At 70.8% G+C, this 23,965-nt stretch carries 21 protein-coding genes; 14 read left to right on the top strand and 7 right to left on the bottom strand.

The window, feature by feature from the left end; genetic code table 11:
- Positions 1-102: 102 nt before the first annotated feature.
- The gene (locus tag OHV05_RS25015; RefSeq protein WP_403036052.1) at positions 103-681 is read left to right on the top strand and encodes a TerD family protein; all 579 of its coding nucleotides are present in this window, start codon (positions 103-105) and stop codon (positions 679-681) included.
- 233 nt (positions 682-914) lie between these two features.
- Positions 915-1,901, top strand: a complete 987-nt coding sequence (locus OHV05_RS25020) for a TerC family protein (protein WP_405019644.1) — start codon at positions 915-917, stop codon at positions 1,899-1,901.
- Positions 1,902-1,963: 62 nt separating this feature from the next.
- Here OHV05_RS25020 and OHV05_RS25025 read toward each other — a convergent pair whose 3' ends face one another.
- The 3 genes from OHV05_RS25025 to OHV05_RS25035 all read right to left on the bottom strand — a co-directional run bounded on the left by OHV05_RS25025 (position 1,964) and on the right by OHV05_RS25035 (position 4,702).
- Positions 1,964-2,923: a TauD/TfdA dioxygenase family protein gene (locus tag OHV05_RS25025; protein WP_405019645.1), complete on the bottom strand. Its 960-nt coding sequence runs from the start codon at positions 2,921-2,923 to the stop codon at positions 1,964-1,966.
- Positions 2,924-3,221: 298 nt separating this feature from the next.
- Positions 3,222-3,872: an MBL fold metallo-hydrolase gene (locus tag OHV05_RS25030; protein WP_403036060.1), complete on the bottom strand. Its 651-nt coding sequence runs from the start codon at positions 3,870-3,872 to the stop codon at positions 3,222-3,224.
- A gap of 50 nt (positions 3,873-3,922) precedes the next feature.
- Positions 3,923-4,702, bottom strand: a complete 780-nt coding sequence (locus OHV05_RS25035; protein ID WP_405019646.1) for a maleylpyruvate isomerase family mycothiol-dependent enzyme — start codon at positions 4,700-4,702, stop codon at positions 3,923-3,925.
- Positions 4,703-5,006: 304 nt separating this feature from the next.
- Between OHV05_RS25035 and uvrA the strand changes: the two genes are divergently transcribed.
- From uvrA to OHV05_RS25095, 12 genes are all read left to right on the top strand, one after another.
- Positions 5,007-7,916, top strand: coding sequence for an excinuclease ABC subunit UvrA (gene uvrA, locus OHV05_RS25040; protein WP_405019647.1), 2,910 nt, complete (start codon positions 5,007-5,009; stop codon positions 7,914-7,916).
- A gap of 120 nt (positions 7,917-8,036) precedes the next feature.
- The gene (locus OHV05_RS25045; protein WP_405019648.1) at positions 8,037-8,474 is read left to right on the top strand and encodes a Rieske (2Fe-2S) protein; all 438 of its coding nucleotides are present in this window, start codon (positions 8,037-8,039) and stop codon (positions 8,472-8,474) included.
- A 147-nt stretch (positions 8,475-8,621) separates the two neighbouring features.
- Positions 8,622-9,662, top strand: a complete 1,041-nt coding sequence (locus OHV05_RS25050; RefSeq protein WP_405019649.1) for an ArsR/SmtB family transcription factor — start codon at positions 8,622-8,624, stop codon at positions 9,660-9,662.
- Positions 9,663-9,739: 77 nt separating this feature from the next.
- Positions 9,740-11,731 (top strand): excinuclease ABC subunit UvrC, encoded by a 1,992-nt coding sequence (gene uvrC, locus OHV05_RS25055; RefSeq protein ID WP_405019650.1) that lies wholly within the window; start codon positions 9,740-9,742, stop codon positions 11,729-11,731.
- 56 nt (positions 11,732-11,787) lie between these two features.
- Complete coding sequence (gene rapZ, locus OHV05_RS25060) at positions 11,788-12,672, top strand: RNase adapter RapZ (RefSeq protein ID WP_403036073.1); 885 nt, start codon at positions 11,788-11,790, stop codon at positions 12,670-12,672.
- 192 nt (positions 12,673-12,864) lie between these two features.
- Positions 12,865-13,842, top strand: coding sequence for a uridine diphosphate-N-acetylglucosamine-binding protein YvcK (yvcK, locus tag OHV05_RS25065; protein WP_405021536.1), 978 nt, complete (start codon positions 12,865-12,867; stop codon positions 13,840-13,842).
- A complete protein-coding gene (gene whiA / locus OHV05_RS25070; protein WP_057240357.1) occupies positions 13,833-14,813 on the top strand; it encodes a DNA-binding protein WhiA in 981 nt (326 codons plus the stop codon). Before yvcK ends, whiA begins: the two co-directional genes overlap by 10 nt.
- 287 nt (positions 14,814-15,100) lie before the next feature.
- Positions 15,101-16,105, top strand: a complete 1,005-nt coding sequence (gap, locus tag OHV05_RS25075; RefSeq protein WP_057240355.1) for a type I glyceraldehyde-3-phosphate dehydrogenase — start codon at positions 15,101-15,103, stop codon at positions 16,103-16,105.
- A 138-nt stretch (positions 16,106-16,243) separates the two neighbouring features.
- Entirely contained in the window at positions 16,244-17,449 is a 1,206-nt protein-coding gene (locus tag OHV05_RS25080; RefSeq protein ID WP_403036077.1) for a phosphoglycerate kinase, read from the top strand.
- 4 nt (positions 17,450-17,453) lie between these two features.
- Positions 17,454-18,239, top strand: a complete 786-nt coding sequence (gene tpiA, locus OHV05_RS25085) for a triose-phosphate isomerase (protein WP_403036080.1) — start codon at positions 17,454-17,456, stop codon at positions 18,237-18,239.
- An 86-nt stretch (positions 18,240-18,325) separates the two neighbouring features.
- Positions 18,326-18,562, top strand: coding sequence for a preprotein translocase subunit SecG (gene secG, locus OHV05_RS25090; protein ID WP_403036083.1), 237 nt, complete (start codon positions 18,326-18,328; stop codon positions 18,560-18,562).
- Positions 18,563-18,825: 263 nt separating this feature from the next.
- Positions 18,826-19,161 (top strand): RNA polymerase-binding protein RbpA, encoded by a 336-nt coding sequence (locus tag OHV05_RS25095; RefSeq protein ID WP_082598926.1) that lies wholly within the window; start codon positions 18,826-18,828, stop codon positions 19,159-19,161.
- A gap of 123 nt (positions 19,162-19,284) precedes the next feature.
- On the opposite strand, the gene pgl is transcribed toward OHV05_RS25095, so the two are convergent.
- From pgl to tal, 4 genes are all read right to left on the bottom strand, one after another.
- Positions 19,285-20,061 (bottom strand): 6-phosphogluconolactonase, encoded by a 777-nt coding sequence (gene pgl, locus OHV05_RS25100; RefSeq protein ID WP_405019651.1) that lies wholly within the window; start codon positions 20,059-20,061, stop codon positions 19,285-19,287.
- A complete protein-coding gene (gene opcA / locus OHV05_RS25105) occupies positions 20,058-21,176 on the bottom strand; it encodes a glucose-6-phosphate dehydrogenase assembly protein OpcA (RefSeq protein WP_405019652.1) in 1,119 nt (372 codons plus the stop codon). Before opcA ends, pgl begins: the two co-directional genes overlap by 4 nt.
- On the bottom strand, positions 21,173-22,693 hold the full coding sequence (gene zwf / locus OHV05_RS25110) for a glucose-6-phosphate dehydrogenase (RefSeq protein ID WP_405021537.1): 1,521 nt from the start codon (positions 22,691-22,693) through the stop codon (positions 21,173-21,175). Before zwf ends, opcA begins: the two co-directional genes overlap by 4 nt.
- Before the next feature lie 86 nt (positions 22,694-22,779).
- Positions 22,780-23,895, bottom strand: coding sequence for a transaldolase (gene tal / locus OHV05_RS25115; protein WP_405019653.1), 1,116 nt, complete (start codon positions 23,893-23,895; stop codon positions 22,780-22,782).
- Positions 23,896-23,965: the final 70 nt, after the last annotated feature.

A 23,965-nucleotide genomic window follows, 5' to 3' on the forward strand; every position in this document is an offset into this window, starting at 1 on the left:
GGCAAAGCCCGTGCAGGGGGCCTCGGCCGGGGGACGGCAAGGGGGTGTTCCGCCGTTGCGTCGGTCCGGGTGTGGCCGGGGCTGAGGAGAGAGGGCAGTTTCGTGTCGGTGCATCTGACCAAGGGACAGCGGGTCAGTCTTCAGAAGAGTTCGGGGGAGTCGCTCACGGTCGTCCGGATGGGGCTGGGGTGGAAGGCCGCGCCCAAGCGCGGGCTGTTCGGCTCCCGGACCAGGCAGATCGACCTGGACGCCTCGGCCCTGTTGTACGCCGAGCGCACTCCGTCCGACGTGGTGTTCTTCCAGCACCTGAACAGCAACGACGGCTCGGTCCGGCACACCGGGGACAACCTGGTCGGCGGGGCGGGCTCGGAGGACGACGAGTCGATCCTGGTCGACCTGGCCCAGGTGCCGGCCCACATCACCCAGGTGGTGTTCACCGTCAGCTCGTACACCGGGCAGAGCTTCGCCGAGGTCCAGCAGGCGCACTGCCGGCTGGTGGACGAGAGCACCGACCAGGAGCTGGCCCGCTACGAGCTGACCGGCGGCGGTCCGCACACCGGGCAGATCATGGCCAAGGTCTACCGGGACGGCACCGGCGGCTGGGGCATGCAGGCGATCGGCGCTCCGGCGAAGGCGCGGACGTTCCAGGACATGCTGCCCGCGATCGAGCCGTACCTCTGAACCTCTGACCAGCGGCTCAGGAGTCGCTCTTTACCTTCTTTACCTTCTCTTGGGTTTTCTGTTAGGCTCGGCGGCAGCGGAGGGGAGTATTCCCCCGCAGCGTTCCCGTCATCACGGTCGCCGTCGTCGGCGCCCCGGGGCGCTGGTCCGATCCGGCCGAGCGTGGCCGACGGGCGGAAGAGACCTCCGGCAGTGACGATGTGTGTCTCGCCTACCTGCCGGAGGAGCAGCTAGTGGACGTTTCCGTAGGTCTTTGGGTCGGCACGATCGGGGTCCTGATCGCCCTGGTCGTCGCCGACTTCTTCATCGGTGGCCGAAAGCCGCACGAGGTCTCCATCAAGGAGGCCGGGGTCTGGACCGCGGTCTGGGTCGCCCTGGCCGTGATCTTCGGCGGGTTCCTCTGGTGGTACGGCGGCTCGCAGCCCGCCGGTGAGTTCTTCGCCGGGTACATCACCGAGAAGTCGTTGAGCGTCGACAACCTCTTCGTCTTCATCCTGATCATGGGCAAGTTCGCGGTGCCCCGGATCTACCAGCAGCGCGTGCTGATGGTCGGCGTGATCATCGCGCTGGTGCTCCGCGCGGTCTTCATCGCCGGTGGTGCCGCGCTGGTCTCCGAGTTCTCCTGGGTCTTCTACATCTTCGGCGCCTTCCTGATCTGGACGGCGTACAAGCTGGTCGCGGAGGCGATGGGGGACGACGGGGAGGAGGAGTTCGAGGAGAACCGCCTGCTCAAGTCGATCGAGAAGCGGTTCCCGTCGACGGACCAGTACCACGGCACCAAGCTGACGATCAAGCAGAACGGCAAGCGGCTGATGACGCCGATGCTGATCGTGATGCTCGCGATCGGCACCACCGACGTGCTGTTCGCGCTGGACTCGATCCCGGCGATCTTCGGCCTGACCCAGGACCCGTACATCGTGTTCACCGCCAACGCCTTCGCGCTGATGGGTCTGCGCCAGCTGTACTTCCTGATCGGTGGTCTGCTGAAGAAGCTGGTCCACCTCAGCTACGGCCTGTCGGTGATCCTCGGCTTCATCGGCGTGAAGCTGGTGCTGCACGCGCTGCACGAGAGCGGCGTGCACGTCCCCGAGATCGGCATCCCGCTCTCGCTCGGCGTCATCGGCGGCGTGCTGGTGATCACCACCATCACCAGCCTGATGGCCTCCCGCAAGCAGGAAGCGGCCGAGGCCGCGGCCGAGAAGGACGAGATCGACGCCTGACGTCCGATCACCCGAGGGGCGCCCCCGGACCGACCGGTCCGGGGGCGCCCCCGTTCGCGTGCTCAGCCGTTCAGTGCCGCCGCCTCCAGCTGCTCGGCCGGCACCAGACCGGCCACGGCCGGGGGCTCGGTCGGCTCCAGCAGCCGGCTCGGGGTACCGTCCACGCCGACCGGCAGGTCGCCGTCCAGGGTGATCCGGCGGACCAGCCGGGGCTGGTCGCCGTAGTCGTTGACGGCGTAGTGCTGGGTGGCCCGGTTGTCCCAGATCACCACGTCGCCGACCTGCCAGTCCCAGCGGACGGTGTTCTCCAGCCGCTCCACGTAGCGCTGGAACAGCTCCAGCAGCGCCCGACTGTCGGCCCCCGAGACGCCCACGATGCGCTGCGCGAAGGCGCCCAGCAGCAGGCTCTTCTCGCCGGTCACCGGGTGCACCCGGACCACCGGGTGCTCGGTCTTGAACGCGGTGGAGACGAAGACCTGCCGGAACAGCGCGGCGATCTCCTTGTTGTCGGCCAGCTCGGGGGTGAGCGCCAGCGAGGCCGCGTAGTCGTAGTCGTTGGTGTGCACCGCCCGCAGGCTCTCGGCCAGCGCCTTGAGCGGCGCGGGCAGGTCGGCGTACGCGGCGGCGGTGTTGGCCCAGACCGTGGAGCCACCGGCCTCCGGCAGCTCCAGCGACCGCAGGACGGACGCCTTCGGGTAGGACGGCACGAAGGTCACGTCGGTGTGCCAGTTGTTGGCGCGGACGCCCTTGGTGGCGTCCAGCTCGAAGATGTACCGGCCGTCCGCGCTCGGCACCGTCGGGTGCCCCACCGGGTGGCCGAGCAGCCGGGCGAACGCCTCGTGCCCGGCGTCGTCCAGGTGCCGCTGGCCCCGGAAGAACAGCACCTTGTGCCGGTACAGCGCGGTCTCGATCGCGGCCACGGTCTCCGGGTCGAGCGAACCGCTCAGCTCGATGTCGTGCACGACGGCACCGATCCGGCCGGCGGCGGGAGTGAGACGAAGGTCGATGGCGGCGGTGGTCATGGCTGTCCTCCAGAACAGGGTGCGGAACAACTCCCGCCCCGGGCAGCCGGATCGGGCCCGGGCGGGTGGGGGAGAAGAACGAGTACGAGGTCAGACGGCGAACGGGCTGCGGCGACAACAGCAGCCGGCACGGGGAAGCGGACAGCGGCGGGTCATCGTCTTCCCCTCTCGTCAGGCGGTTCGAATTGCGTTCATCGTTCCGCACCCGTCTGGCAGCGGTGTTGCGGCGGTATGAAAATCTCCCGGCCGATGCGGAAGGCCCGCTCCCCGGTGGGGGAACGGGCCTTCCGCATCGGGGTCACCAGCCGCGCTCGCGCCACTCCGGCAGGTGGGGGCGCTCGGTGCCGAGCGTGGTGTCGTTGCCGTGGCCCGGGTAGACCCAGGTCTCGTCCGGGAGTACGAAGAGCTTCTCGGTGACGTCCCGGTACAGGCTGTCGAAGGCCGCCGGGTCCTTCCAGGTGTTGCCCACCCCGCCGGGGAACAGGCAGTCCCCGGTGAACAGGTGCGGGTGGCCCTGCGGGTCGTCGTAGACCAGCACGATCGCGCCCGGGGTGTGCCCGACCAGGTGACGGACGGTCAGCTCGACCTGCCCGACCCGGACGGTGTCGCCGTCGTCCAGCAGCCGGTCGGTCGGGACCGCGATGCCGGGCGCGTCGATCCGGCCGGCCGCCGTCCGGGCACCGGTGGCGGCGACCACCTCGGCCAGCGCGCCCCAGTGGTCGCCGTGCTGGTGGGTGGTGACCACGGTGGCCAGCTGCGCGCCGACCGACTCCAGCAGCACCGGCGCGTCCGCCGCCGCGTCGATCAGCAGCTGCTCGTCGGTGGCGCGGCAGCGCAGCAGGTAGGCGTTGTTCTCGTACGGGCCGACCGCGATCTTGGTGATGATCAGATGGGCCAGCTCCCGCACGTCCGGCGGGCCGCCGACCTTCACCGCTCCGTGGTACGTCATCGCGCCGCTGCTCCTCGCTCGTACTTGACCTGAAGCGCCATCATCTCCCCTCAGCCCATCGGCGGGAGCTCCGGCAGGGCGGAGTGGTCCAGCTGCTCGCCGTCGCGGCGGACCACCAGGCCGGTCCCGTCCGAGCGGCCGGACAGCCAGGCGGTCAGCCCCCGGACCGGGCCCTCGACGGCGAGCTGCGCCGGGCCGTCGCCCAGGGTGGCCCGCCGGTCGGTGTCGGTGGCCGTCAGGGTGAGCGTCGGCAGGCCCTCGACCTTGGCGAACTGCTCGGCCAGCCGGGCGAGTTCCTGCTCGGCGAAGCCGGTCGGCCACTGCCGGGGGGTGTAGTCGGCGCCGAGGTCGACCAGGTGGTACTCGATCTCCATCTGCCGCTTCGTCGGCAGCTCGTGGGCCGGGAAGAGGTAGCCGGAGCGGTGTCGGATCTGCACCGTCCAGGCCTCGTCGGGCAGCAGCGCGGCGGCCGCGACGAAGCGCTCGTGGCTGGCGGCGAGGTCGGCCAACTGCTCGGCCAGCGGGCGCGGCGCGCCGAGCGCGATGTCCTCGTCCCGGGCGGTGGGGGAGGCGTACTGCAGGATCTCCCGGCCGGTCCGGGCGCCGGTCAGCAGGTTGACCAGCGAGTCGGCGTTCCGGGCCAGGTGGGTCAGCACGTGCCCCTTGGTCCAGCCGGGCAGTGCGGACGGCTCGCCGACCGCCTCGGGGGTGAGGTCGCCGGTCTCCCGCAGCAGGGTCGCGGTGGACTCCTCGACGGAGCGCAGCCCGGCGGCCGCGAGCGCCGCCGCGCGGTCGGCGGCAGTGCCGGAGTCGGTGGTGGAGTCGGTCATGTTGCGGCCTCCGAATCGGTGTGCTGTCGGGCGTTGCCCCGAGGGGGCGTGGCTCGTTCACATCGTGACGGTACCGGGCTGCCCGGCGCTGAACAGGGGGTTTTCCGGCTGGATTCGGGCCGGGGCCCGGGCGGGCGTCACCCGATCGGGTGGACTCGGCTGGACAGGCTCGATATTCGAACGCCTGAGCTAGTAGGCTGACTGGCGCACACTGGAAGAATTCATCCGATTGCGCTTGTTGGTCCCAGCAGTGGGCCACGCAGCCCTTCCCAGCCACCTCCCCCGGAGAAAGGCGCCAGAAGCAGTGGCCGACCGCCTCATCATCCGCGGTGCTCGCGAGCACAACCTCAAGAACGTCTCGCTGGACCTGCCGCGGGATTCCCTCATCGTCTTCACCGGCCTCTCCGGCTCGGGCAAGTCCTCGCTCGCTTTCGACACGATCTTCGCGGAGGGCCAGCGCCGCTACGTCGAGTCGCTCTCCTCCTACGCGCGCCAGTTCCTCGGCCAGATGGACAAGCCCGACGTCGACTTCATCGAGGGCCTCTCCCCGGCCGTCTCGATCGACCAGAAGTCCACCAACCGCAATCCGCGCTCCACCGTCGGCACCATCACCGAGGTCTACGACTACCTCCGGCTGCTGTTCGCCCGGATCGGCAAGCCGCACTGCCCGCACTGCGCCCGCCCGATCGCCAAGCAGTCCCCGCAGGCGATCGTCGACCGGGTGCTGGAGCTCAAGGAGGGCACCCGGTTCCAGGTGCTCAGTCCGGTGGTCCGGGAGCGCAAGGGCGAGTTCGTCGACCTCTTCGCCGACCTCCAGTCCAAGGGGTACGCACGCGCCCGGGTGGACGGCGTCACCGTCCAGCTGACCGAGCCGCCGACGCTGAAGAAGCAGGAGAAGCACACCATCGAGGTGGTCATCGACCGCCTGACGGTCAAGGAGAGCGCCAAGCGCCGCCTGACCGACTCGGTGGAGACCGCGCTCAAGCTGGCCGGCGGCATGGTGGTGCTCGACTTCGTCGACCTCCCGGAGGAGGATCCGGAGCGCGAGCGGATGTACTCCGAGCACCTCTACTGCCCGTACGACGACGTCTCCTTCGAGGAGTTGGAGCCGCGCTCGTTCTCCTTCAACTCCCCCTTCGGCGCCTGCCCCGACTGCTCGGGCCTGGGCAACCGGATGGAGGTCGACCCGGAGCTGGTGATCCCGGACGAGGAGAAGTCGCTCGACGAGGGCGCCATCCACCCGTGGTCGCAGGGCCACACCAAGGAGTACTTCCAGCGGCTCACCGACGCGCTCTCCGGCGAGCTCGGCTTCCGCACCGACATCCCCTGGGCCGGGCTGCCCGCGCGGGCCAAGAAGGCGCTGCTGTACGGGCACAAGACCCAGGTCGAGGTGCGCTACAACAACCGCTACGGGCGCGAGCGTTCGTACACCGCGCCGTTCGAGGGCGCGATCCCGTTCGTGACCCGGCGGCACTCCGAGTCGGAGAGCGACAGCAGCCGCGAGCGCTTCGAGGGCTACATGCGCGAGGTGCCCTGCCCGACCTGCCGGGGCACCCGGCTCAAGCCGGTGATCCTGGCGGTCACCGTGCTCGACAAGTCGATCGCCGACGTCTCCGCGATGTCGATCGCCGACTGTGCCGAGTTCCTCGGTGCGATGAAGCTCAACGCGCGGGACAAGCAGATCGCCGAGCGGGTGCTCAAGGAGGTCAACGAGCGGCTCCGCTTCCTGGTCGACGTCGGTCTCGACTACCTCTCGCTGAACCGCGCGGCCGGCACCCTGTCCGGCGGCGAGGCCCAGCGGATCCGGCTGGCCACCCAGATCGGCTCCGGCCTGGTCGGCGTGCTCTACGTGTTGGACGAGCCCTCGATCGGTCTGCACCAGCGGGACAACCACCGGCTGATCGAGACCCTGGTCCGGCTCCGCGACATCGGCAACACGCTGATCGTGGTCGAGCACGACGAGGACACCATCAAGACCGCGGACTGGGTGGTCGACATCGGCCCCGGCGCCGGTGAGCACGGCGGCAAGGTGGTGCACTCCGGCTCGCTCAAGGAGCTGCTCACCAACGAGGAGTCGATCACCGGCCAGTACCTCTCCGGCCGCCGCGCCATCCCGACCCCCGAGATCCGCCGCCCGCGCGACAAGAAGCGGCAGATCATCGTGCACGGCGCCCGCGAGCACAACCTGCGGGACGTCACGGTGGCCTTCCCGCTGGGCACCTTCACCGCGATCACCGGGGTGTCGGGCTCGGGCAAGTCGACGCTGGTCAACGACATCCTCTACACCCACCTGGCCCGGGAGTTGAACGGGGCGCGCAGCGTCCCCGGCCGGCACACCCGGGTCACCGGCACCGACCTGGTCGACAAGGTCGTGCACGTGGACCAGTCGCCGATCGGCCGCACCCCGCGCTCCAACCCCGCGACGTACACCGGCGTCTTCGACAACGTCCGCAAGCTGTTCGCGGAGACCCAGGAGGCCAAGGTCCGGGGCTACCTGCCCGGCCGGTTCTCGTTCAACGTCAAGGGCGGCCGCTGCGAGCACTGCTCCGGTGACGGCACCATCAAGATCGAGATGAACTTCCTGCCCGACGTCTACGTCCCCTGCGAGGTCTGCCACGGCGCCCGCTACAACCGGGAGACGCTGGAGGTGCACTACAAGGGCAAGTCCATCGCCGAGGTGCTGGACATGCCGATCGAGGAGGGCATGCACTTCTTCGAGGCGGTCCCCGCGATCCACCGCCACCTACGCACGCTGAACGACGTCGGCCTCGGGTACGTCCGGCTCGGCCAGTCCGCACCGACGCTGTCCGGCGGTGAGGCGCAGCGCGTCAAGCTCGCCTCCGAGCTGCAGAAGCGTTCCACCGGGCGGACGGTCTACGTGCTGGACGAGCCCACCACCGGCCTGCACTTCGAGGACATCAGCAAGCTGATCAAGGTGCTGGACGGTCTGGTCGAGAAGGGCAACACGGTCATCGTCATCGAGCACAACCTCGATGTGATCAAGACCGCCGACTGGGTCGTCGACATGGGCCCCGAGGGCGGCAGCGGCGGCGGCATGGTGGTCGCCGAGGGCACCCCGGAGGAGGTGGCCGCCGTCCCGGCGAGCCACACCGGCAAGTTCCTCCGCGAGATCCTGGCGGGCCGGGTCTCGGACGCGGCGGTCCCGGCTCCGGCCAAGGCCCCGCGGAAGCGGGCCGTCGCGAAGAAGAAGTAGCACCACTCCGGCGGGAGCCGTCGTACCGGGTTGCCCCGGTACGACGGCTCCCCCGGTTTTCCCCGCATAGACTGCGGCCGGTTCCGCCCGTACCGTCCACCCGCTGAGGGAGCGTCACCGATGACCGAGTCCACCCCCGCACCCACCCGCCGGACCGTGCTCTGCGGCGCGGCCGCCGTCCTGGCCGCCGGCGGGGGTGCCGTCGCGGTGACCGGCTGCGGTTCGTCCGCCTCCTCCGACAGTGGCTCCGGCGGTGCCGCGGCCGCCCCGGTGACGGTCGGTGCCGCGGCCGACGTGCCGGTCGGCGGCGGCAAGGTCTACCGGGACGCCAAGATCGTCATCACCCAGCCGATCGAGGGCCAGTACAAGGCGTTCAGCGCCAAGTGCACCCACGCCGGCTGCATCGTGGACCAGGTCAAGGACGCCCAGATCCAGTGCCCCTGCCACGCCAGCCACTTCGCGGTCGCGGACGGCGCGGTGACAGCGGGGCCGGCCCCGAGCCCGCTGCCGGCCTACCAGGTGACCCTGAAGGACGGCGCCTTCCAGGTGACCAAGTAGGCCGCGCGCGAACGGGCGGTTCCCCGGTGCCCGGACCCCCGTACCGGGCACCGGCACCTGAGGATCATCCTGCGGGGTGGATCCGGGTGGGGGACAGGGTTTCAGGGGTGCCTTAAAGGTGCAGTCTGAAACGGACGGGGGGAAGCCGTGTTACGTGTCCATCTGACCACCGACGATCTGCTCCGGGTCCGGGTCGCGCCTTCGGTCGGGCCGCTGGCCGAGGCGTACCACAGCCTGGAGGCGCTGACCGGGCCGGGCGGCTGGGCCCAGTTCCGGCCCTGGCGGCAGAAGTTCGGCGGCAGCCGGCTGGTCGAGACGATCCGCCCGCTGGCCTCGCTGATACCCGGTCCCGGCCCCTGCTTCGACCTGGGGGCGCTGACCGGCACCGGCTCCTCCGTCGAGCAGGGCCTCGAGCAACTGCTCGGCGCTCCGGACGAGCTGGTCCGGCTGGAGCTGGGCAACATCTCGACCCCGCAGGCCGACCCGCGCTGGATCCGGTCCCTGATGGAGGGTGACCTGACCGCCCGTCGGCAGCTGGCCGACGCGGTGGCGGCCTGCCACCGCTTCACCGTCGGTCCGTACTGGGGCCGGATCCAGGCCCACCTGGACGCCGTCCGGGCCGACCTGGCCCGCACGCTGCTGAGCGGCGGGGTGGAGCAGCTGCTCGGCACCTTCTGCGCCCCGACCATCCGCTGGCGGTCACCGGTGCTGGAGATCCGGTACCCGGACGCGGTGGAGGTGCACCTCGGCGGCCGGGGGCTGGTGCTGGCCCCGATGGTCTTCCTGGCCGACCCGCCGGTGCTGCTGACCGACTCGCTGGACAGGGACGCCCCGGCGGTGCTCGCCTTCCCCACCCTCCGGGACCCGCTGGTCGGCGCCCGGCTGTGGAGCGAGGACCCGGCCGCCCGCCAGTCGCTCACCGCGCTGCTCGGCCGCACCAGGGCGGCCGCCCTGGAGATCGTCACCGAGGGCTGCACCACCACCGAGCTGGCCCGTCGCCTCAACGTCTCCCCGGCCTCGGCCAGCCAGCACGCCACGGTGCTGCGCAACGCCAACCTGATCACCACTCAGCGCCGGGGCGGCGCGGTGCTGCACACCGTCACCCCGCTCGGCGTCGAGCTGCTCAACCGGACGGTCGGCGGCCCGGCCCCGGCCCCCGCCCCGGCGGCCGCCCGGTTCAGCGCCTAGCGCGGACCGAGCCGGACATACCGCGCGCAGCTGACACGGCGGCCCCGGCTGTCGGGCGTGATCGGTACGGTAGGGGCATGGCAGACCCTTCCACCTACCGGCCCGCACCCGGGGCCATCCCGACCTCGCCCGGGGTCTACAAGTTCCGCGACATGCACGGGCGGGTCATCTACGTGGGGAAGGCGAAGAGCCTGCGGCCCCGGCTGTCCTCGTACTTCCAGGACGTGGCCAACCTGCACCCGCGCACCGCGACCATGGTGACCACGGCCGCCGCCGTGGAGTGGACGGTGGTGGCCACCGAGGTCGAGGCGCTGCAGCTGGAGTACTCCTGGATCAAGGAGTTCGACCCCCGGTTCAACGTCAAGTACCGGGACGACAAGAGCTATCCGGAGCTGGCGGTCACCCTCAACGAGGAGTACCCCCGGGTCCAGGTGATGCGTGGCGCGCACAAGAAGGGCGTGCGCTACTTCGGCCCGTACGGCCACGCCTGGGCGATCCGCGAGACGGTGGACCTGATGCTCCGGGTGTTCCCGGTCCGGACGTGCTCCAACGGGGTGTTCAAGCGGGCCCGGCAGATCGGCCGGCCCTGCCTGCTCGGGTACATCGGCAAGTGCGCCGCGCCCTGCGTCGGCAAGATCTCGGCCGCTGAGCACGTCGAACTGGCCGAGGAGTTCTGCGACTTCATGGCCGGGCGGACGGGCAACCACCTGCGCCGGCTGGAGCAGGAGATGCAGCAGGCCGCCGCCGACCTGGAGTACGAGAAGGCCGCCCGGCTGCGCGACGACCTCGGCGCGCTCCGCCGCGCCATGGAGAAGAACGCGGTGGTGCTCGGCGACGGCACCGACGCCGACCTGTTCGCCCTCGCCGAGGACGAGTTGGAGGCGGCCGTGCAGATCTTCCACGTCCGCGGCGGCCGGGTGCGCGGCCAGCGCGGCTGGGTCACCGACAAGGTCGAGGACGTGGACACCGCCGGGCTGGTCGAGCACGCGCTCCAACAGCTGTACGGCGGCGGCACCGAGAGCGTCCCGCGCGAGGTGCTGGTCCCTGCCCTGCCCGAGCCGTTGGCCCCCGTGCAGGAGTGGCTGACCGGCCTGCGCGGCGCCCAGGTGGACCTGCGGGTGCCCCAGCGCGGGGACAAGAAGGACCTGATGACCACCGTCCAGCGGAACGCGCAGCAGTCGCTGGTGCTGCACAAGACCAAGCGCGCCTCCGACCTGACCACCCGGAGCCGGGCGCTCCAGGAGATCGCCGAGGCGCTGGAGCTGGACTCGGTGCCGCTGCGGATCGAGTGCTTCGACATCTCGCACCTGCAGGGCGAGGACGTGGTGGCCTCGATGGTGGTGTTCGAGGACGGGCTGGCCAGGAAGAGCGAGTACCGCCGGTTCCAGATCAAGGGCTTCGCCGGGCAGGACGACGTCCGGTCGATGCACGAGGTGATCACCCGCAGGTTCCGCCGTTACCTCCAGGAGCGCGAGCAGACCGGCGAGTGGGCGGTCGAGGAGCCGGCGGAGGAGCCGCGGACGGACGAGCTGCGTACCGAGGACGGCCGCCCGAAGCGGTTCGCCTACCCGCCGCAGCTGCTGGTGGTCGACGGCGGCCAACCTCAGGTCGCCGCCGCCCGCCGCGCGCTGGACGAGCTCGGCATCGACGACGTCGCACTCTGCGGGCTGGCCAAGCGACTTGAGGAGGTCTGGCTGCCCGGCAGCAGCGACCCGGTGGTGCTGCCGCGCTCCAGCGAGGGCCTCTACCTGCTCCAGCGGGTCCGCGACGAGGCGCACCGGTTCGCCATCACGTACCAGCGCAGCAAGCGGGCCAAGCGGCTCACGGCGGGGGAGCTGGACTCGGTCCCCGGGCTCGGCGAGACTCGCCGCCAGGCGCTGCTCAAGCACTTCGGTTCGCTGAAGAAGCTGCGGGCGGCCACGGTGGCGGAGATCTGCGAGGTGCCGGGGATCGGTCTGCGCACGGCGGAGACTGTTGTCGCGGCGTTGGCTGCCCGTACACCGGTCGCCCCCGCCGTGAACACCGCCACCGGCGAGATCATTGAGGACAGTACCGAGGAGACGCCGTGACGGCCGACGCCGCCCGTCCGACGCTCCGGCAGAATCACCGAGAACGGGGATCAGAAGTGACAGTGGCCGATGTGGGAGACAGCGCCCCGGAGCTGGTGATCATCTCCGGCATGTCCGGAGCGGGCCGCAGCACGGCGGCCAAGTGCCTGGAGGACCTGGGCTGGTTCGTGGTGGACAACCTGCCGCCCGCCCTGATCCCGACCATGGTCGACCTCGGCGCCCGCTCGCAGGGCGCGGTGCCCCGGATCGGCGTGGTGGTCGACGTCCGGGGCCGGAAGTTCTTCGACGACCTGCTGACCTCGCTGGAGGAGCTGGCGAAGCGCGGGGTCCGGCTCCGGGTGGTCTTCCTGGAGTCCTCGGACGACGCCCTGGTGCGCCGCTTCGAGTCGGTCCGCCGCCCGCACCCGCTGCAGGCCGACGGCCGGATCGTGGACGGCATCGAGCGCGAGCGCGACCTGCTCCGCGAGCTGCGCGGCGAGGCCGACCTGGTGATCGACACCTCCGACCTGAACGTCCATCAGCTCCGGGCCAAGCTGGACGCCGCGTTCGCCGACAACGACGAGCCCGAGCTGCGCGCCACCGTGATGTCCTTCGGCTTCAAGTACGGCCTGCCGGTCGACGCCGACCTGGTGGTGGACTGCCGGTTCCTGCCCAACCCGCACTGGGTCCCCGAGCTGCGGGCCCGCACCGGCACCGACCCCGACGTGGCCGGTTACGTCTTCGAGCAGCCGGGTGCGAACGAGTTCCTGGACGGTTACGCAGAGCTGCTCCGGATCATCACCGAGGGTTACCGCCGGGAGGGCAAGCGGTACATGACGCTTGCCGTAGGCTGCACCGGTGGGAAGCACCGCAGCGTAGCGATGTCGGAGCGGCTGACGAAGCGTCTGATCGCGGACGGCGTCGAGACGGTGCTGGTCCACCGCGACATGGGCAGGGAGTGACCCCGGGGGTGTGACGGTGGCGCCCCGGCGGTCGCTCTGACAGACACAAGGGGCGCCGCCGCCACCAGGCGGCGCCGATGAACAGAACGTGGGGTCGGTGTGACGGCATACTCGCCAACGCGGCAGCACAAGACCGTCGACCGGGCCCAGAACGCAGCGGGCCGGACCAGAGGCGCGCCGCGACCCAAACCCATCAGCGTGGCAGCGCTCGGCGGCGGCCAGGGCCTGTCCGCCTCGCTCTCCGCGCTGCGCCGGCTGACCACCGAGCTGACCGCCGTGGTGACCGTCGCCGACGACGGCGGCTCCAGCGGCCGGCTCCGCGCCGAGCTGGGCGTCCTGCCGCCCGGTGACCTGCGCAAGGCGCTGGCCGCGCTGTGCGGGGACGACGACTGGGGCCGGACCTGGTCCGAGGTGCTCCAGCTGCGCTTCACCGGCGACGGCGACCTCGGCGGCCACGCGGTCGGCAACCTGCTGATCGTGGCGCTCTGGGAGAAGCTCGGCGACCCGGTGGAGGCGCTGAACTGGGTCGGCCGGCTGCTCAACGTGCACGGCCGGGTGCTGCCGATGTCGGCCGTCCCACTGGACATCGAGGCCGTGGTCCGGGGCCACGACCCGCTGCTGCCGGGCGAGTTGAGCTCGGTCCGGGGCCAGGCGAACGTGGCCGTCACGCCCGGTACGGTGCAGTCCATCCGGCTGCTGCCGGAGCAGCCGCCGGCCGTCCCGGAGGCCGTCGAGGCGGTGCTGGAGGCGGACTGGGTGGTGCTCGGCCCCGGCTCCTGGTTCACCAGCGTGCTGCCGCACCTGCTGGTCCCCGAGCTGGCCGACGCCCTGGTGCGGACCAGGGCGCGCCGGCTGCTCACCCTCAACCTGGCCCCGCAGCCGGGCGAGACCGAGGGCTTCACCCCGCAGCGCCACCTGGAAGTGGTCGCCGACCACGCTCCGGAGCTCGCGGTGGATGCGATCCTGGTGGACGAGCGCGCCGTCACCGGCGGCGCCTTCGGCCAGGCGGACCTGGCCGGGCTCGAGAAGGCCGCCGAACGGATGGGCGCCGCACTGGTGCTCGACCGGGTCGCCGCCGCGGACGGCACGCCGCGACACGACCGGGAGCTTCTGGCGGCTGCGTACGACCGGATTTTCCGGACACATGGAAGGATCGGCCCATGGCGATGACGGCAGCGGTGAAGGACGAAATCAGCCGGCTCCCCGTCACCCGGGCCTGCTGCCGCAAGGCTGAGGTTTCGGCGATCCTCCGATTCGCGGGCGGGCTGCACATTGTGAGCGGCCGCATCGTGATCGAAGCGGAGCTGGACACCGGCATTGCGGCCCGGCGGCTGCGCAAGGACCTGCTGGAGATCTTCGGACACTCCTCGGATCTGGTGGTGATGGCCCCCGGCGGGCTGCGACGCGGCAGCCGGTACGTGGTGCGGGTGGTGAAGGACGGCGAGTTGCTGGCCCGGCAGACCGGGCTGGTGGACGGACGTGGGCGGCCGATCAGGGGCCTGCCCCCGGCCGTGGTCTCGGGCGCGACCTGCGACGCGGAGGCCGCCTGGCGCGGGGCCTTCCTGGCGCACGGTTCGCTCACCGAGCCGGGGCGGTCCTCCTCCCTGGAGATCACCTGCCCGGGCTCCGAGGCGGCGCTCGCCCTGGTCGGCGCGGCCCGCAGGCTGGGCATCCCGGCCAAGGCCCGCGAGGTCCGCGGGGTGGACCGGGTGGTGATCCGGGACGGCGACGCGATCGGCGCGCTGCTCACCCGGCTCGGCGCGCACGAGTCGGTGCTGGCCTGGGAGGAGCGCCGGATGCGGCGCGAGGTCCGGGCCACCGCCAACCGGCTGGCCAACTTCGACGACGCGAACCTGCGCCGTTCGGCCCGCGCGGCGGTGGCGGCCGGCGCCCGGGTGCAGCGGGCGCTGGAGATCCTCGGCGAGGAGGTGCCGGAGCACCTGGCGGCGGCCGGCCAGCTCCGGATGCAGCACAAGCAGGCCTCGCTGGAGGAGCTGGGCGCGCTCGCCGACCCGCCGCTCACCAAGGACGCGGTGGCCGGCCGGATCAGGCGCCTGCTGGCGATGGCCGACAAGCGCGCCTCCGAGCTCGGCCTGCCGAGCACCGAGGCCAACCTGACCGACGAGATGGCGATGAGCTGACGCAGTCTCATCTTCCGAACGGCCGGTGTCCGCATCGCGGGCACCGGCCGTTCCGCGTTCGAACCGCCCGGCGGATCGCCACTGGGCCGTTCGGGCAGCAGGACCAACTGCCCTGCGGCACAGGGACCGAAGCCCTGAATAGTGGTGTTCGAGCCCCCGGGAGGCGCCGGAGACGGTGAGGCGATGTGCCCCGGCCACCTTGGGAGAGGTAGGGTCATGGGTGGTCGGGGACATCCCATTTCCACCCCGTCGGCACAGTCCGGCGCACCTAACGAGGAGATCGGTTCGTGACGATCCGGGTAGGCATCAACGGATTCGGCCGCATTGGCCGCAACTTCTTCCGTGCGGTTAAGTCCCAGGGCGCGGACATCGAGATCGTCGGTGTCAACGACCTGACCGACACCAAGACCCTGGCTCACCTGCTCAAGTACGACTCGATCCTGGGCACCCTCCAGGGCGAGGTCAGCCACACCGCCGACAGCATCACCGTCGACGGCCACACCTTCAAGGTGATCGCCGAGCGCGACCCGGCCAACCTGCCCTGGGGCGAGCTGGGCGTGGACATCGTGATCGAGTCCACCGGCATCTTCACCAAGGCCGACGCTGCGAAGAAGCACGTCACCGCCGGTGCCAAGAAGGTCATCATCTCGGCCCCCGCGACCGACGAAGACGTCACCATCGTGATGGGCGTCAACGACGAGAAGTACGACGCGGCGAACCACACGGTCATCTCCAACGCCTCCTGCACCACCAACTGCGTGGCGCCGATGGCCAAGGTTCTCCAGGAGAACTTCGGCATCGTCAAGGGCCTGATGACCACGGTGCACGCGTTCACCAACGACCAGGTCACCCTGGACTTCCCGCACAAGGACCTGCGCCGTGCGCGCGCCGCGTCCATCAACATCATCCCGACCTCGACCGGTGCCGCCAAGGCCACCGCGCTGGTCCTGCCGGAGCTCAAGGGCAAGCTGGACGGCACCTCGCTGCGCGTCCCGGTCCCGACCGGTTCGATCACCGACCTGGTCGTCACCCTCGAGCGCGAGGTCACCGTCGAGGAGGTCAACGCCGCCTTCCAGAAGGCGTCCGAGGGCTCCCTCAAGGGCATCCTGCAGTACACCGAGGACCCGATCGTCTCCTCCGACATCGTGAACTCGCCGTTCTCCACGATCTTCGACTCGCTGATGACCATGGTGCAGGGCAACCAGGTCAAGATCTTCGGCTGGTACGACAACGAGTGGGGCTACTCCAACCGCCTGGTGAACCTGACCACCCTCGTCGGTGGCCAGCTCTGAATCCAGCGGAAGCTGACGTGATGTGAGGGAGGGCCCGGACGAAGACCGTTCGGGCCCTCGCTCTGCGTTCCCTCTCGCTTCATCGGTGGCCCGCCGCAGTGCCTCCGCCACTTTTTCTCCCCAGGAGATTCGAAGACCGTGAAGACCATCGAAGACCTCCAGGTCGACGGCCAGCGGGTGTTCGTCCGCGCCGACCTGAACGTGCCGCTCTCGGACGGCCGGATCACCGACGACGGCCGGATCCGCGCCGTCGCCCCGACCATCGCCAAGCTGGTCGCGGCCGGCGCCAAGGTGATCGTCGCCTCCCACCTGGGCCGCCCCAAGGGTGCGCCCGACCCCCAGTACTCGCTCGCCCCCGTCGCGGTCCGCCTCGGCGAGATCCTCGGCCAGTCCGTCGCCTTCGCGACCGACACGGTCGGCGAGAGCGCGAAGGCCACCGTCGCCGCCCTGGCGAACGGCGAGGTCACGCTGCTGGAGAACCTGCGCTTCAACGCCGGCGAGACCGCCAAGGACGACGCCGAGCGCGGCGCCTTCGCCGATCAGCTGGCCGAGCTGGCCGACCTCTACGTCGGCGACGGCTTCGGTGCGGTGCACCGCAAGCACGCCTCGGTCTTCGACCTCCCGGCCCGGCTGCCGCACGCGGTCGGCGACCTGATCGCCACCGAGGTCGGCGTGCTCAAGCGCCTGACCGACGAGGTCGAGCGCCCGTACGTGGTGGTGCTCGGCGGCTCCAAGGTCTCCGACAAGGTCGGCGTGATCGACAACCTGCTGGGCAAGGCCGACCGCATCCTGATCGGCGGCGGCATGGCCTACACCTTCCTCGCGGCCCTGGGCCACGAGGTCGGCATCTCGCTGCTGCAGAAGGACCAGATCCCGGTCGTCCTGGAGTACCTGGAGCGCGGCAAGGCCAACGGCGTCGAGTTCGTCATCCCGGTGGACGTGGCGATCTCCGCGAGCTTCCCCGACACCAGGACGCACGCGCCGGTCACCGACTTCGAGGTGGTCGACGCGGACAAGATCCCCGCGGACAAGGAGGGCCTGGACATCGGCCCGAAGACCCGGGAGCTGTTCGCCGCGAAGCTGGCCGACGCGAAGACCGTGTTCTGGAACGGTCCGGTCGGCGTCTTCGAGCACCCGACCTTCGCCGAGGGCACCAAGGCCGTCGCGCAGGCGCTGCTCGACAGCGACGCGTTCACCGTGGTCGGTGGCGGCGACTCCGCCGCGGCCGTCCGCATCCTGGGCTTCGACGAGAAGAAGTTCGGGCACATCTCGACCGGCGGTGGCGCGAGCCTCGAGTACCTCGAGGGCAAGACCCTGCCCGGTCTCGCCGCCCTGGAAGGCTGAGCACATGACCGAGCGTCTCCCGCTGATGGCGGGCAACTGGAAGATGAACCTCAACCACCTCGAGGCCATCCAGCACACCCAGAAGCTGGCCTTCGCGCTGGCCGACAAGGACTACGAGGCCGTCGAGGTCGCCGTCCTGGTCCCGTTCACCGACCTGCGCTCCGTGCAGACCCTGGTGGACGGCGACAAGCTGAAGATCAAGTACGGCGCCCAGGACCTCTCGGCGCAGGACTCCGGTGCCTACACCGGTGAGATCTCGGGCCCGATGCTCGCCAAGCTGAAGTGCACCTTCGTGGCGATCGGCCACTCGGAGCGCCGGCAGTACCACGGTGAGGACGAGGACATCGTCAACGCCAAGGTGAAGGCCGCCTACCGGAACGGGATCACCCCGATCCTGTGCGTCGGCGAGCCGCTGGAGGTCCGCAAGGCGGGCACCCACGTCGAGCACACCCTGGCCCAGCTCGACGGCGCGCTCCGCGAGGTCTCGGCCGAGCAGGCCGAGACCATCGTGGTCGCGTACGAGCCGGTCTGGGCGATCGGCACCGGCGAGGTGGCCACCCCCGAGGACGCGCAGGAGGTCTGCGCCGCGATCCGGGTCCGGCTCGGCGAGCTGTACTCGGCCGAGCTGGCCGGCAAGGTCCGGGTCCTGTACGGCGGTTCGGTCAAGTCGTCGAGCGCGGCCGGCCTGATGGCCAAGCCCGACGTGGACGGTGCGCTGATCGGCGGTGCCTCGCTGGACGCCGACGAGTTCGTCAAGATCGTGCGCTACCGTGAGCAGGCAGTAGGCTAACGCCACCCTGGCAACGTAGGCTTTGGGGCCGGACCGCTTCGAGCGGCCCGGCCCCTTCGCCGAAGATACGAGAGATTGGTCCCGCTGTGGTTCTCGGGTTCACGATTGCGCTGATCGTCTTCAGCATGCTGATGATCCTCCTGGTGCTGCTGCACAAGGGGAAGGGCGGCGGTCTCTCCGACATGTTCGGTGGTGGCGCGATGTCCACCGGCGGCGGCTCGGCCGTGGCCGAGCGCAACCTCGACCGCATCACCATCATCGTCGCGCTCGGCTGGTTCGCCTGCATCGTGGTGCTCGGTCTGGTGCTCAAGTACAAGAGCTGAGCCCGGCCTTCGGTCAAGCTTTCGCACACATCTGACGCTCCGTCGATCCGCGGCTTATGCTCGGAACGGTGAAGTGCCGGAGGTGGTGCGGACAGATCCTTAACCGCTGCTTACACTAGGACGACTTCGCCACCGTCCGTCGGCCTCGGCCGGGCGGCAGTGGATATCGGCTGCCGTCCTGTCGTCGACACCGGGCACGGGTGAACGGCCCTCTCCGGGCAGCGGCCGAGATCGCATCGCACCAGCACGCAGGGAGTCAGACCGTGGCAAGTGGCAACGCCATTCGTGGCAGCAGAGTCGGCGCCGGCCCGATGGGTGAGGCGGAGCGCGGCGAGTCCGCCCCCCGAAACCGGATCTCCTTCTGGTGTGCCAACAAGCACGAGACCAAGCCGAGTTTCGCCGCCGAGGCGGTCATCCCGGACACCTGGGACTGCCCCCGCTGCGGTTTCCCGGCCGGACAGGACGAGCACAACCCGCCCGCCCCGTCCCGGAACGAGCCCTACAAGACCCACCTCGCGTACGTCCGCGAGCGCCGCACCGACGCCGACGGCGAGGCGATCCTGGCCGAGGCGCTCGCCAAGCTCCGAGGCGAGATCTGAGAACCACCCGACGGGGTCGGGCCGTTGTGACGGCCCGGCCCCGTTCGTGCTGTCCGGGTGACGGACGAGGGACGGCAAGGGCCCGGCTCCGCCTCGCGGAGCCGGGCCCTTCCTGACGCTGCCTCAGGCGGAGGCGGGCGGGTAGAGCTGCGACGGGATCTTGGCCGCCGCCGTGCGGTCGAGCAGCCAGAGCGTGCGGCGGGTGCCGTACGCGCCGGAGGCGGGGGCCTGGATCTCGCCGGGACCGGTGAGGGCCAGCGCGACCGCGTCGGCCTTGTCCTCGCCCGCCGCCAGCAGCCAGACCTCGCGGGCCGCCCGGATCGCCGGGAGGGTGAGCGAGATCCGGACCGGCGGGGGCTTCGGGGCGCCCCGGACGCCGACCACGCTCAACTCGGTCTCCCGGACGCCGGGGTGACCGGGGAACAGCGAGGCGACGTGGGTGTCCGGGCCGACCCCGAGCAGCAGCACGTCGAAGGCGGGCACCGGCCCGCGCTCGGCGGCCTTCGCCAACTCCCCGGCGTAGCGGGCCGCGGCGGCCTCCACGTCGGAGCCGTCGACGCCGTCCGAGGCGGGCATCTCGTGCACCCGGGCCGGGTCGAGCGGGACGGCGTCCAGCAGTTCGGCCCTGGCCTGGACGGCGTTCCGGTCCGGGTGGCCGGCGGCGACGAAGCGCTCGTCGCCCCACCAGAGGTCGAGCCGGGCCCAGTCCACCGCGTCGCGCGCCGGGGAGGCGGCGATCGCGGCGAGCAGGGCGTTGCCGTTCCGACCCCCCGTCAGCACCACCGAGGCGGTGCCGCGGGCGGCCTGGGCGTCCACGATCCGGGTGATCAGCCGGGCCGCGGCGGCCTGCGCCATCAGCTCCTTGTCCCGGTGGACGACGAGCTGCGGGACGGTGGTCACGAGCCCGCCTTCTTGGTGGCGCGCTTGGCCGGGGCCTTCTTCGCCACCGCCTTCTCGGCCGGCGCGGCCTTCTTGGCGGTGGTCCGCTTCGCGGCGGGCTTCCCGGCGGCCGGCACCTTGGCGGTGACCCGGGCCGGGGCGGCCACGGCCGCCTCGATCACCGGGGCGGGTGCGGCGGCCTCGGTGGCCGGCTCCTTGAGCGCGTCCACCGGGGTCCGCACCGCGGCCGCGTAGATGTCGTCCGGGTCGAGCCGGCGCAGCTCCTCGGCGATCAGCTCCGAGGTCTCCCGCCGCTTGAGCGCGACCTGACGGTCCGGCGCACCGGGCATCGAGAGCGTGCCCATCAGGCCGTCCGGACGGTCCAGGACGATGTCGCCGCCCTTGGTCCGCAGGGTGACCGAGGTGATGCCGGGGCCGCCGGTGACCACCCGTTCGACGGGGATGTGCAGACGGTTCGTCAGCCAGAGGCCGAGCAGTTCGACGCTCGGGTTGTACGACTCGCCCGCCACCACGGCCGAGGTGATCTCGACCGGGCGCTGGTCCAGGGCGGCGGCCAGCATCGAGCGCCAGCCGGTGATCCTGGTCCAGGCGAGGTCGGTGTCGCCGGGGGTGTAGCTGGCCGCCCGCTGGGCGAGCTGGCCGACCGGGGACTCGGCGGTGACCGCGTCGGTGATCCGGCGCTGGGCGATCGCGCCGAGCGGGTCCTGCGCCGGGTGCTGCGGGGCGTTCTCCGGCCACCAGACCACCACGGGGGCGTCCGGCAGCAGCAGCGGCAGCACCACCGACTGGGCGTGCGCGACGAGTTCGCCGTGCATCCGGAGGATGACGGTCTCGCCCGAGCCCGCGTCGGAGCCGACCAGGATCTCGGCGTCCAGCCGGGTCTCGGCCCGGGCCCGGGGCGAGCGCCCGGCCCGCTTGATGACGGCCAGGGTGCGCGAGGGGTGCTCGCGGGAGGCGTCGTTGGCGGCCTTGAGGGCGTCGTACGCGCTGCCCTCGTCGGTCACGATCACCAGGGTGAGCACCATGCCGGCCGCGGTCGAACCGCTGGCCCGGCGGGCGTCCATCAACGCAGCGTTGATCTTGCTGGACGTGGTGTCGGTCAGGTCGATCTTCATGGGCGCCGCCAGCTCCTGCCGTCTCGTGCCAGCATCTCGTCCGCCTCGGTCGGTCCCCAGGTGCCTGAGGGGTACTGGGCGGGCTTGCCGTGGGTGTCCCAGTACTGCTCGATCGGGTCGAGGATGTCCCAGGACAGCTCGACCTCCTGGTGACGGGGGAACAGGTTGGCGTCGCCGAGCAGCACGTCCAGGATGAGCCGCTCGTACGCCTCGGGGCTGGACTCGGTGAAGGACTCGCCGTAGGCGAAGTCCATCGTGACGTCCCGGACCTCGAAGGAGGTGCCCGGCACCTTGGAGCCGAACCGCACCGTGACGCCCTCGTCCGGCTGCACCCGGATCACCAGGGCGTTCTGCCCCAGCTCCTCGGTGGCGTAGGAGTCGAACGGCAGGTACGGGGCGCGCTGGAAGACCACCGCGATCTCGGTGACCCGGCGGCCGAGCCGCTTGCCGGTGCGCAGGTAGAACGGCACGCCCGCCCAGCGGCGGTTGTTGATCTCCAGCTTGATGGCCGCGTAGGTGTCGGTCTTGGAGTTGGGGTCGATGCCGTCCTCGTCCAGGTAGCCGACCACCTCCTCGCCGCCCTGCCAGCCGGCCGCGTACTGGCCGCGCACGGTGTGCTTGCCCAGGTCCTCGGGGAGCTGCACGGCGCTGAGCACCTTGAGCTTCTCGGCCACCAGCGCCTTGGGGTGGAACGACGCGGGCTCCTCGATGGCGGTCAGCGCCATCAGCTGGAGCAGGTGGTTCTGGATCACGTCGCGGGCGGAGCCGATGCCGTCGTAGTACCCGGCCCGGCCGCCGATCCCGATGTCCTCGGCCATGGTGATCTGCACGTGGTCGACGTACGACCGGTTCCAGATCGGCTCGAACATGGTGTTGGCGAAGCGGAGCGCCAGGATGTTCTGGACGGTCTCCTTGCCGAGGTAGTGGTCGATCCGGAAGACCTCGTCACGGGGGAAGACCTCGTGCACGATCCGGTTCAACTCCTGGGCGCTCTCCAGGTTGTGACCGAACGGCTTCTCGATCACCGCGCGGCGCCAGGAGCCCTGCGGCGGGTCGGCCAGGCCGTGCTTCTTCAGCTGCTGGACCACGTTGGGGAAGAACTTCGGCGGTACCGAGAGGTAGAAGGCGAAGTTGCCGCCCGTCCCCTGGGCCTGGTCGAGCTCCTCGATGGTCTTGCGCAGGGTGTCGAAGGCGTCGTCGTCGTCGAAGGTGCCCTGGACGAACCGCATGCCCTTGGCCAGCTGCTGCCAGACCTCCTCGCGGAAGGGGGTCCTGGCGTGCTGCTTGACCGCGTCGTGGACCTCCTTGGCGAAGTCCTCGTCCTCCCACTCGCGGCGGGCGAAACCGACCAGCGAGAAGCCCGGCGGCAGCAGGCCGCGGTTCGCCAGGTCGTAGATGGCGGGCATCAGCTTCTTGCGCGACAGGTCGCCGGTGACCCCGAAGATGACCAGGCCCGACGGCCCCGCGATGCGCGGGAGCCGTCGGTCTGCGGGGTCACGTAGCGGGTTGGAGGGCACGGGCGGGGGATCGCCCTGCTCGACCTCCGGGTATTCGTTGCTCACTGTTGGGGCTCCGCTTCCGTGAACGTGCTTGTGAGCAGGTGTCAGTTCTCGTCGGCGAAGGACGCGAGGGAGGCGGTGACGGTGTCGAGCAGCTCGATCCAGGACTGCTCGAACTTCTCCACGCCCTCGTCCTCCAGCACCTGCACCACGTCGTCGTAGTCCACGCCGGCCGCCGCGATGGCGTCCATCAGGGCCTGCGCGTCGGCGTAGTTGGGGGTGATGGTGTCGCCGGTGATCACGCCGTGGTCGCCGGTGGCGTCCAGGGTGGCCTCGGGCATCGTGTTCACCGTGCCGGGGGCGACCAGCTCGGTGACGTACAGGGTGTCCGGGAGGTTCGGGTCCTTCACGCCGGTGGAGGCCCAGAGCGGACGCTGCGGCTTGGCGCCGGCCGCCTCCAGCGCCTTCCAGCGCTCGCTGCCGAACACCTCCTCGTACGCCTGGTACGCCAGCCGGGCGTTGGCCAGCGCGGCCTTGGAGCGGAGGTTCTTCGCGTCGCCGCCGATCTTGTCCAGGCGCTTGTCGATCTCGGTGTCCACCCGGGACACGAAGAAGGAGGCGACCGACTCGATCTGGGACAGGTCCAGGCCGCCGGCCTTGGCGGTCTCGAGACCGGTCAGGTAGGCGTCCATCACCGCGCGGTAGCGCTCCAGCGAGAAGATCAGCGTGACGTTGACGCTGATGCCCTTGCCGAGCACCTCGGCGATCGCGGGCAGGCCGGCCTTGGTGGCGGGGATCTTGATCAGCACGTTCGGGCGGTCCACCAGCCACCACAGCTGCTTCGCCTCGGCGACGGTGGGCGCGGTCAGGTGCGCCAGGCGGGGGTCGACCTCGATCGAGACCCGGCCGTCGCGGCCGTTGCTGGCGTCGTAGACCGGGCGCAGCACGTCGGCCGCGTCCCGCACGTCCGAGGTGGTGATCATGCGGATCGCCTCGTCGGTGGTGACCTTGCGGACCGCCAGGTCGCGCAGCTGGGCCTGGTAGGCGGCGCTGCCGCCGCCGATCGCCTTCTGGAAGATGGTCGGGTTGGTGGTGACACCGACCACGTGCTTGCCCTGCACCAGCTCGGCCAGGTTCCCGGAGTTCAGCCGGTCCCGGCTCAGGTCGTCCAGCCAGATCGCCACGCCCTCGTCGCTGAGGCGCTTCAGTGCGTCAGTCATGGTGCTACTTCCTCTTTTTCGGTTGGACAGTCAGACGGGGCCGGGCGCCCGAAGGCACCCGACCCCCCGG

This window comes from Kitasatospora sp. NBC_00070 (genome assembly GCF_045041205.1).
Taxonomy (GTDB): Bacteria; Actinomycetota; Actinomycetes; order Streptomycetales; family Streptomycetaceae; genus Kitasatospora.

What these genes read in the sequence shown, in the direction of transcription:
- OHV05_RS25045 (WP_405019648.1), top strand. Translation starts at nt 8,037, where the DNA reads ATGACCGAGTCCACCCCCGCACCCACCCGCCGGACCGTGCTCTGCGGC.
- uvrC (WP_405019650.1), top strand. Translation starts at nt 9,740, where the DNA reads ATGGCAGACCCTTCCACCTACCGGCCCGCACCCGGGGCCATCCCGACC.
- OHV05_RS25025 (WP_405019645.1), bottom strand. Translation starts at nt 2,923, where the DNA reads ATGACCACCGCCGCCATCGACCTTCGTCTCACTCCCGCCGCCGGCCGG.
- OHV05_RS25030 (WP_403036060.1), bottom strand. Translation starts at nt 3,872, where the DNA reads ATGACGTACCACGGAGCGGTGAAGGTCGGCGGCCCGCCGGACGTGCGG.
- OHV05_RS25035 (WP_405019646.1), bottom strand. Translation starts at nt 4,702, where the DNA reads ATGACCGACTCCACCACCGACTCCGGCACTGCCGCCGACCGCGCGGCG.
- tal (WP_405019653.1), bottom strand. Translation starts at nt 23,895, where the DNA reads ATGACTGACGCACTGAAGCGCCTCAGCGACGAGGGCGTGGCGATCTGG.
- opcA (WP_405019652.1), bottom strand. Translation starts at nt 21,176, where the DNA reads ATGAAGATCGACCTGACCGACACCACGTCCAGCAAGATCAACGCTGCG.
- whiA (WP_057240357.1), top strand. Translation starts at nt 13,833, where the DNA reads ATGGCGATGACGGCAGCGGTGAAGGACGAAATCAGCCGGCTCCCCGTC.
- tpiA (WP_403036080.1), top strand. Translation starts at nt 17,454, where the DNA reads ATGACCGAGCGTCTCCCGCTGATGGCGGGCAACTGGAAGATGAACCTC.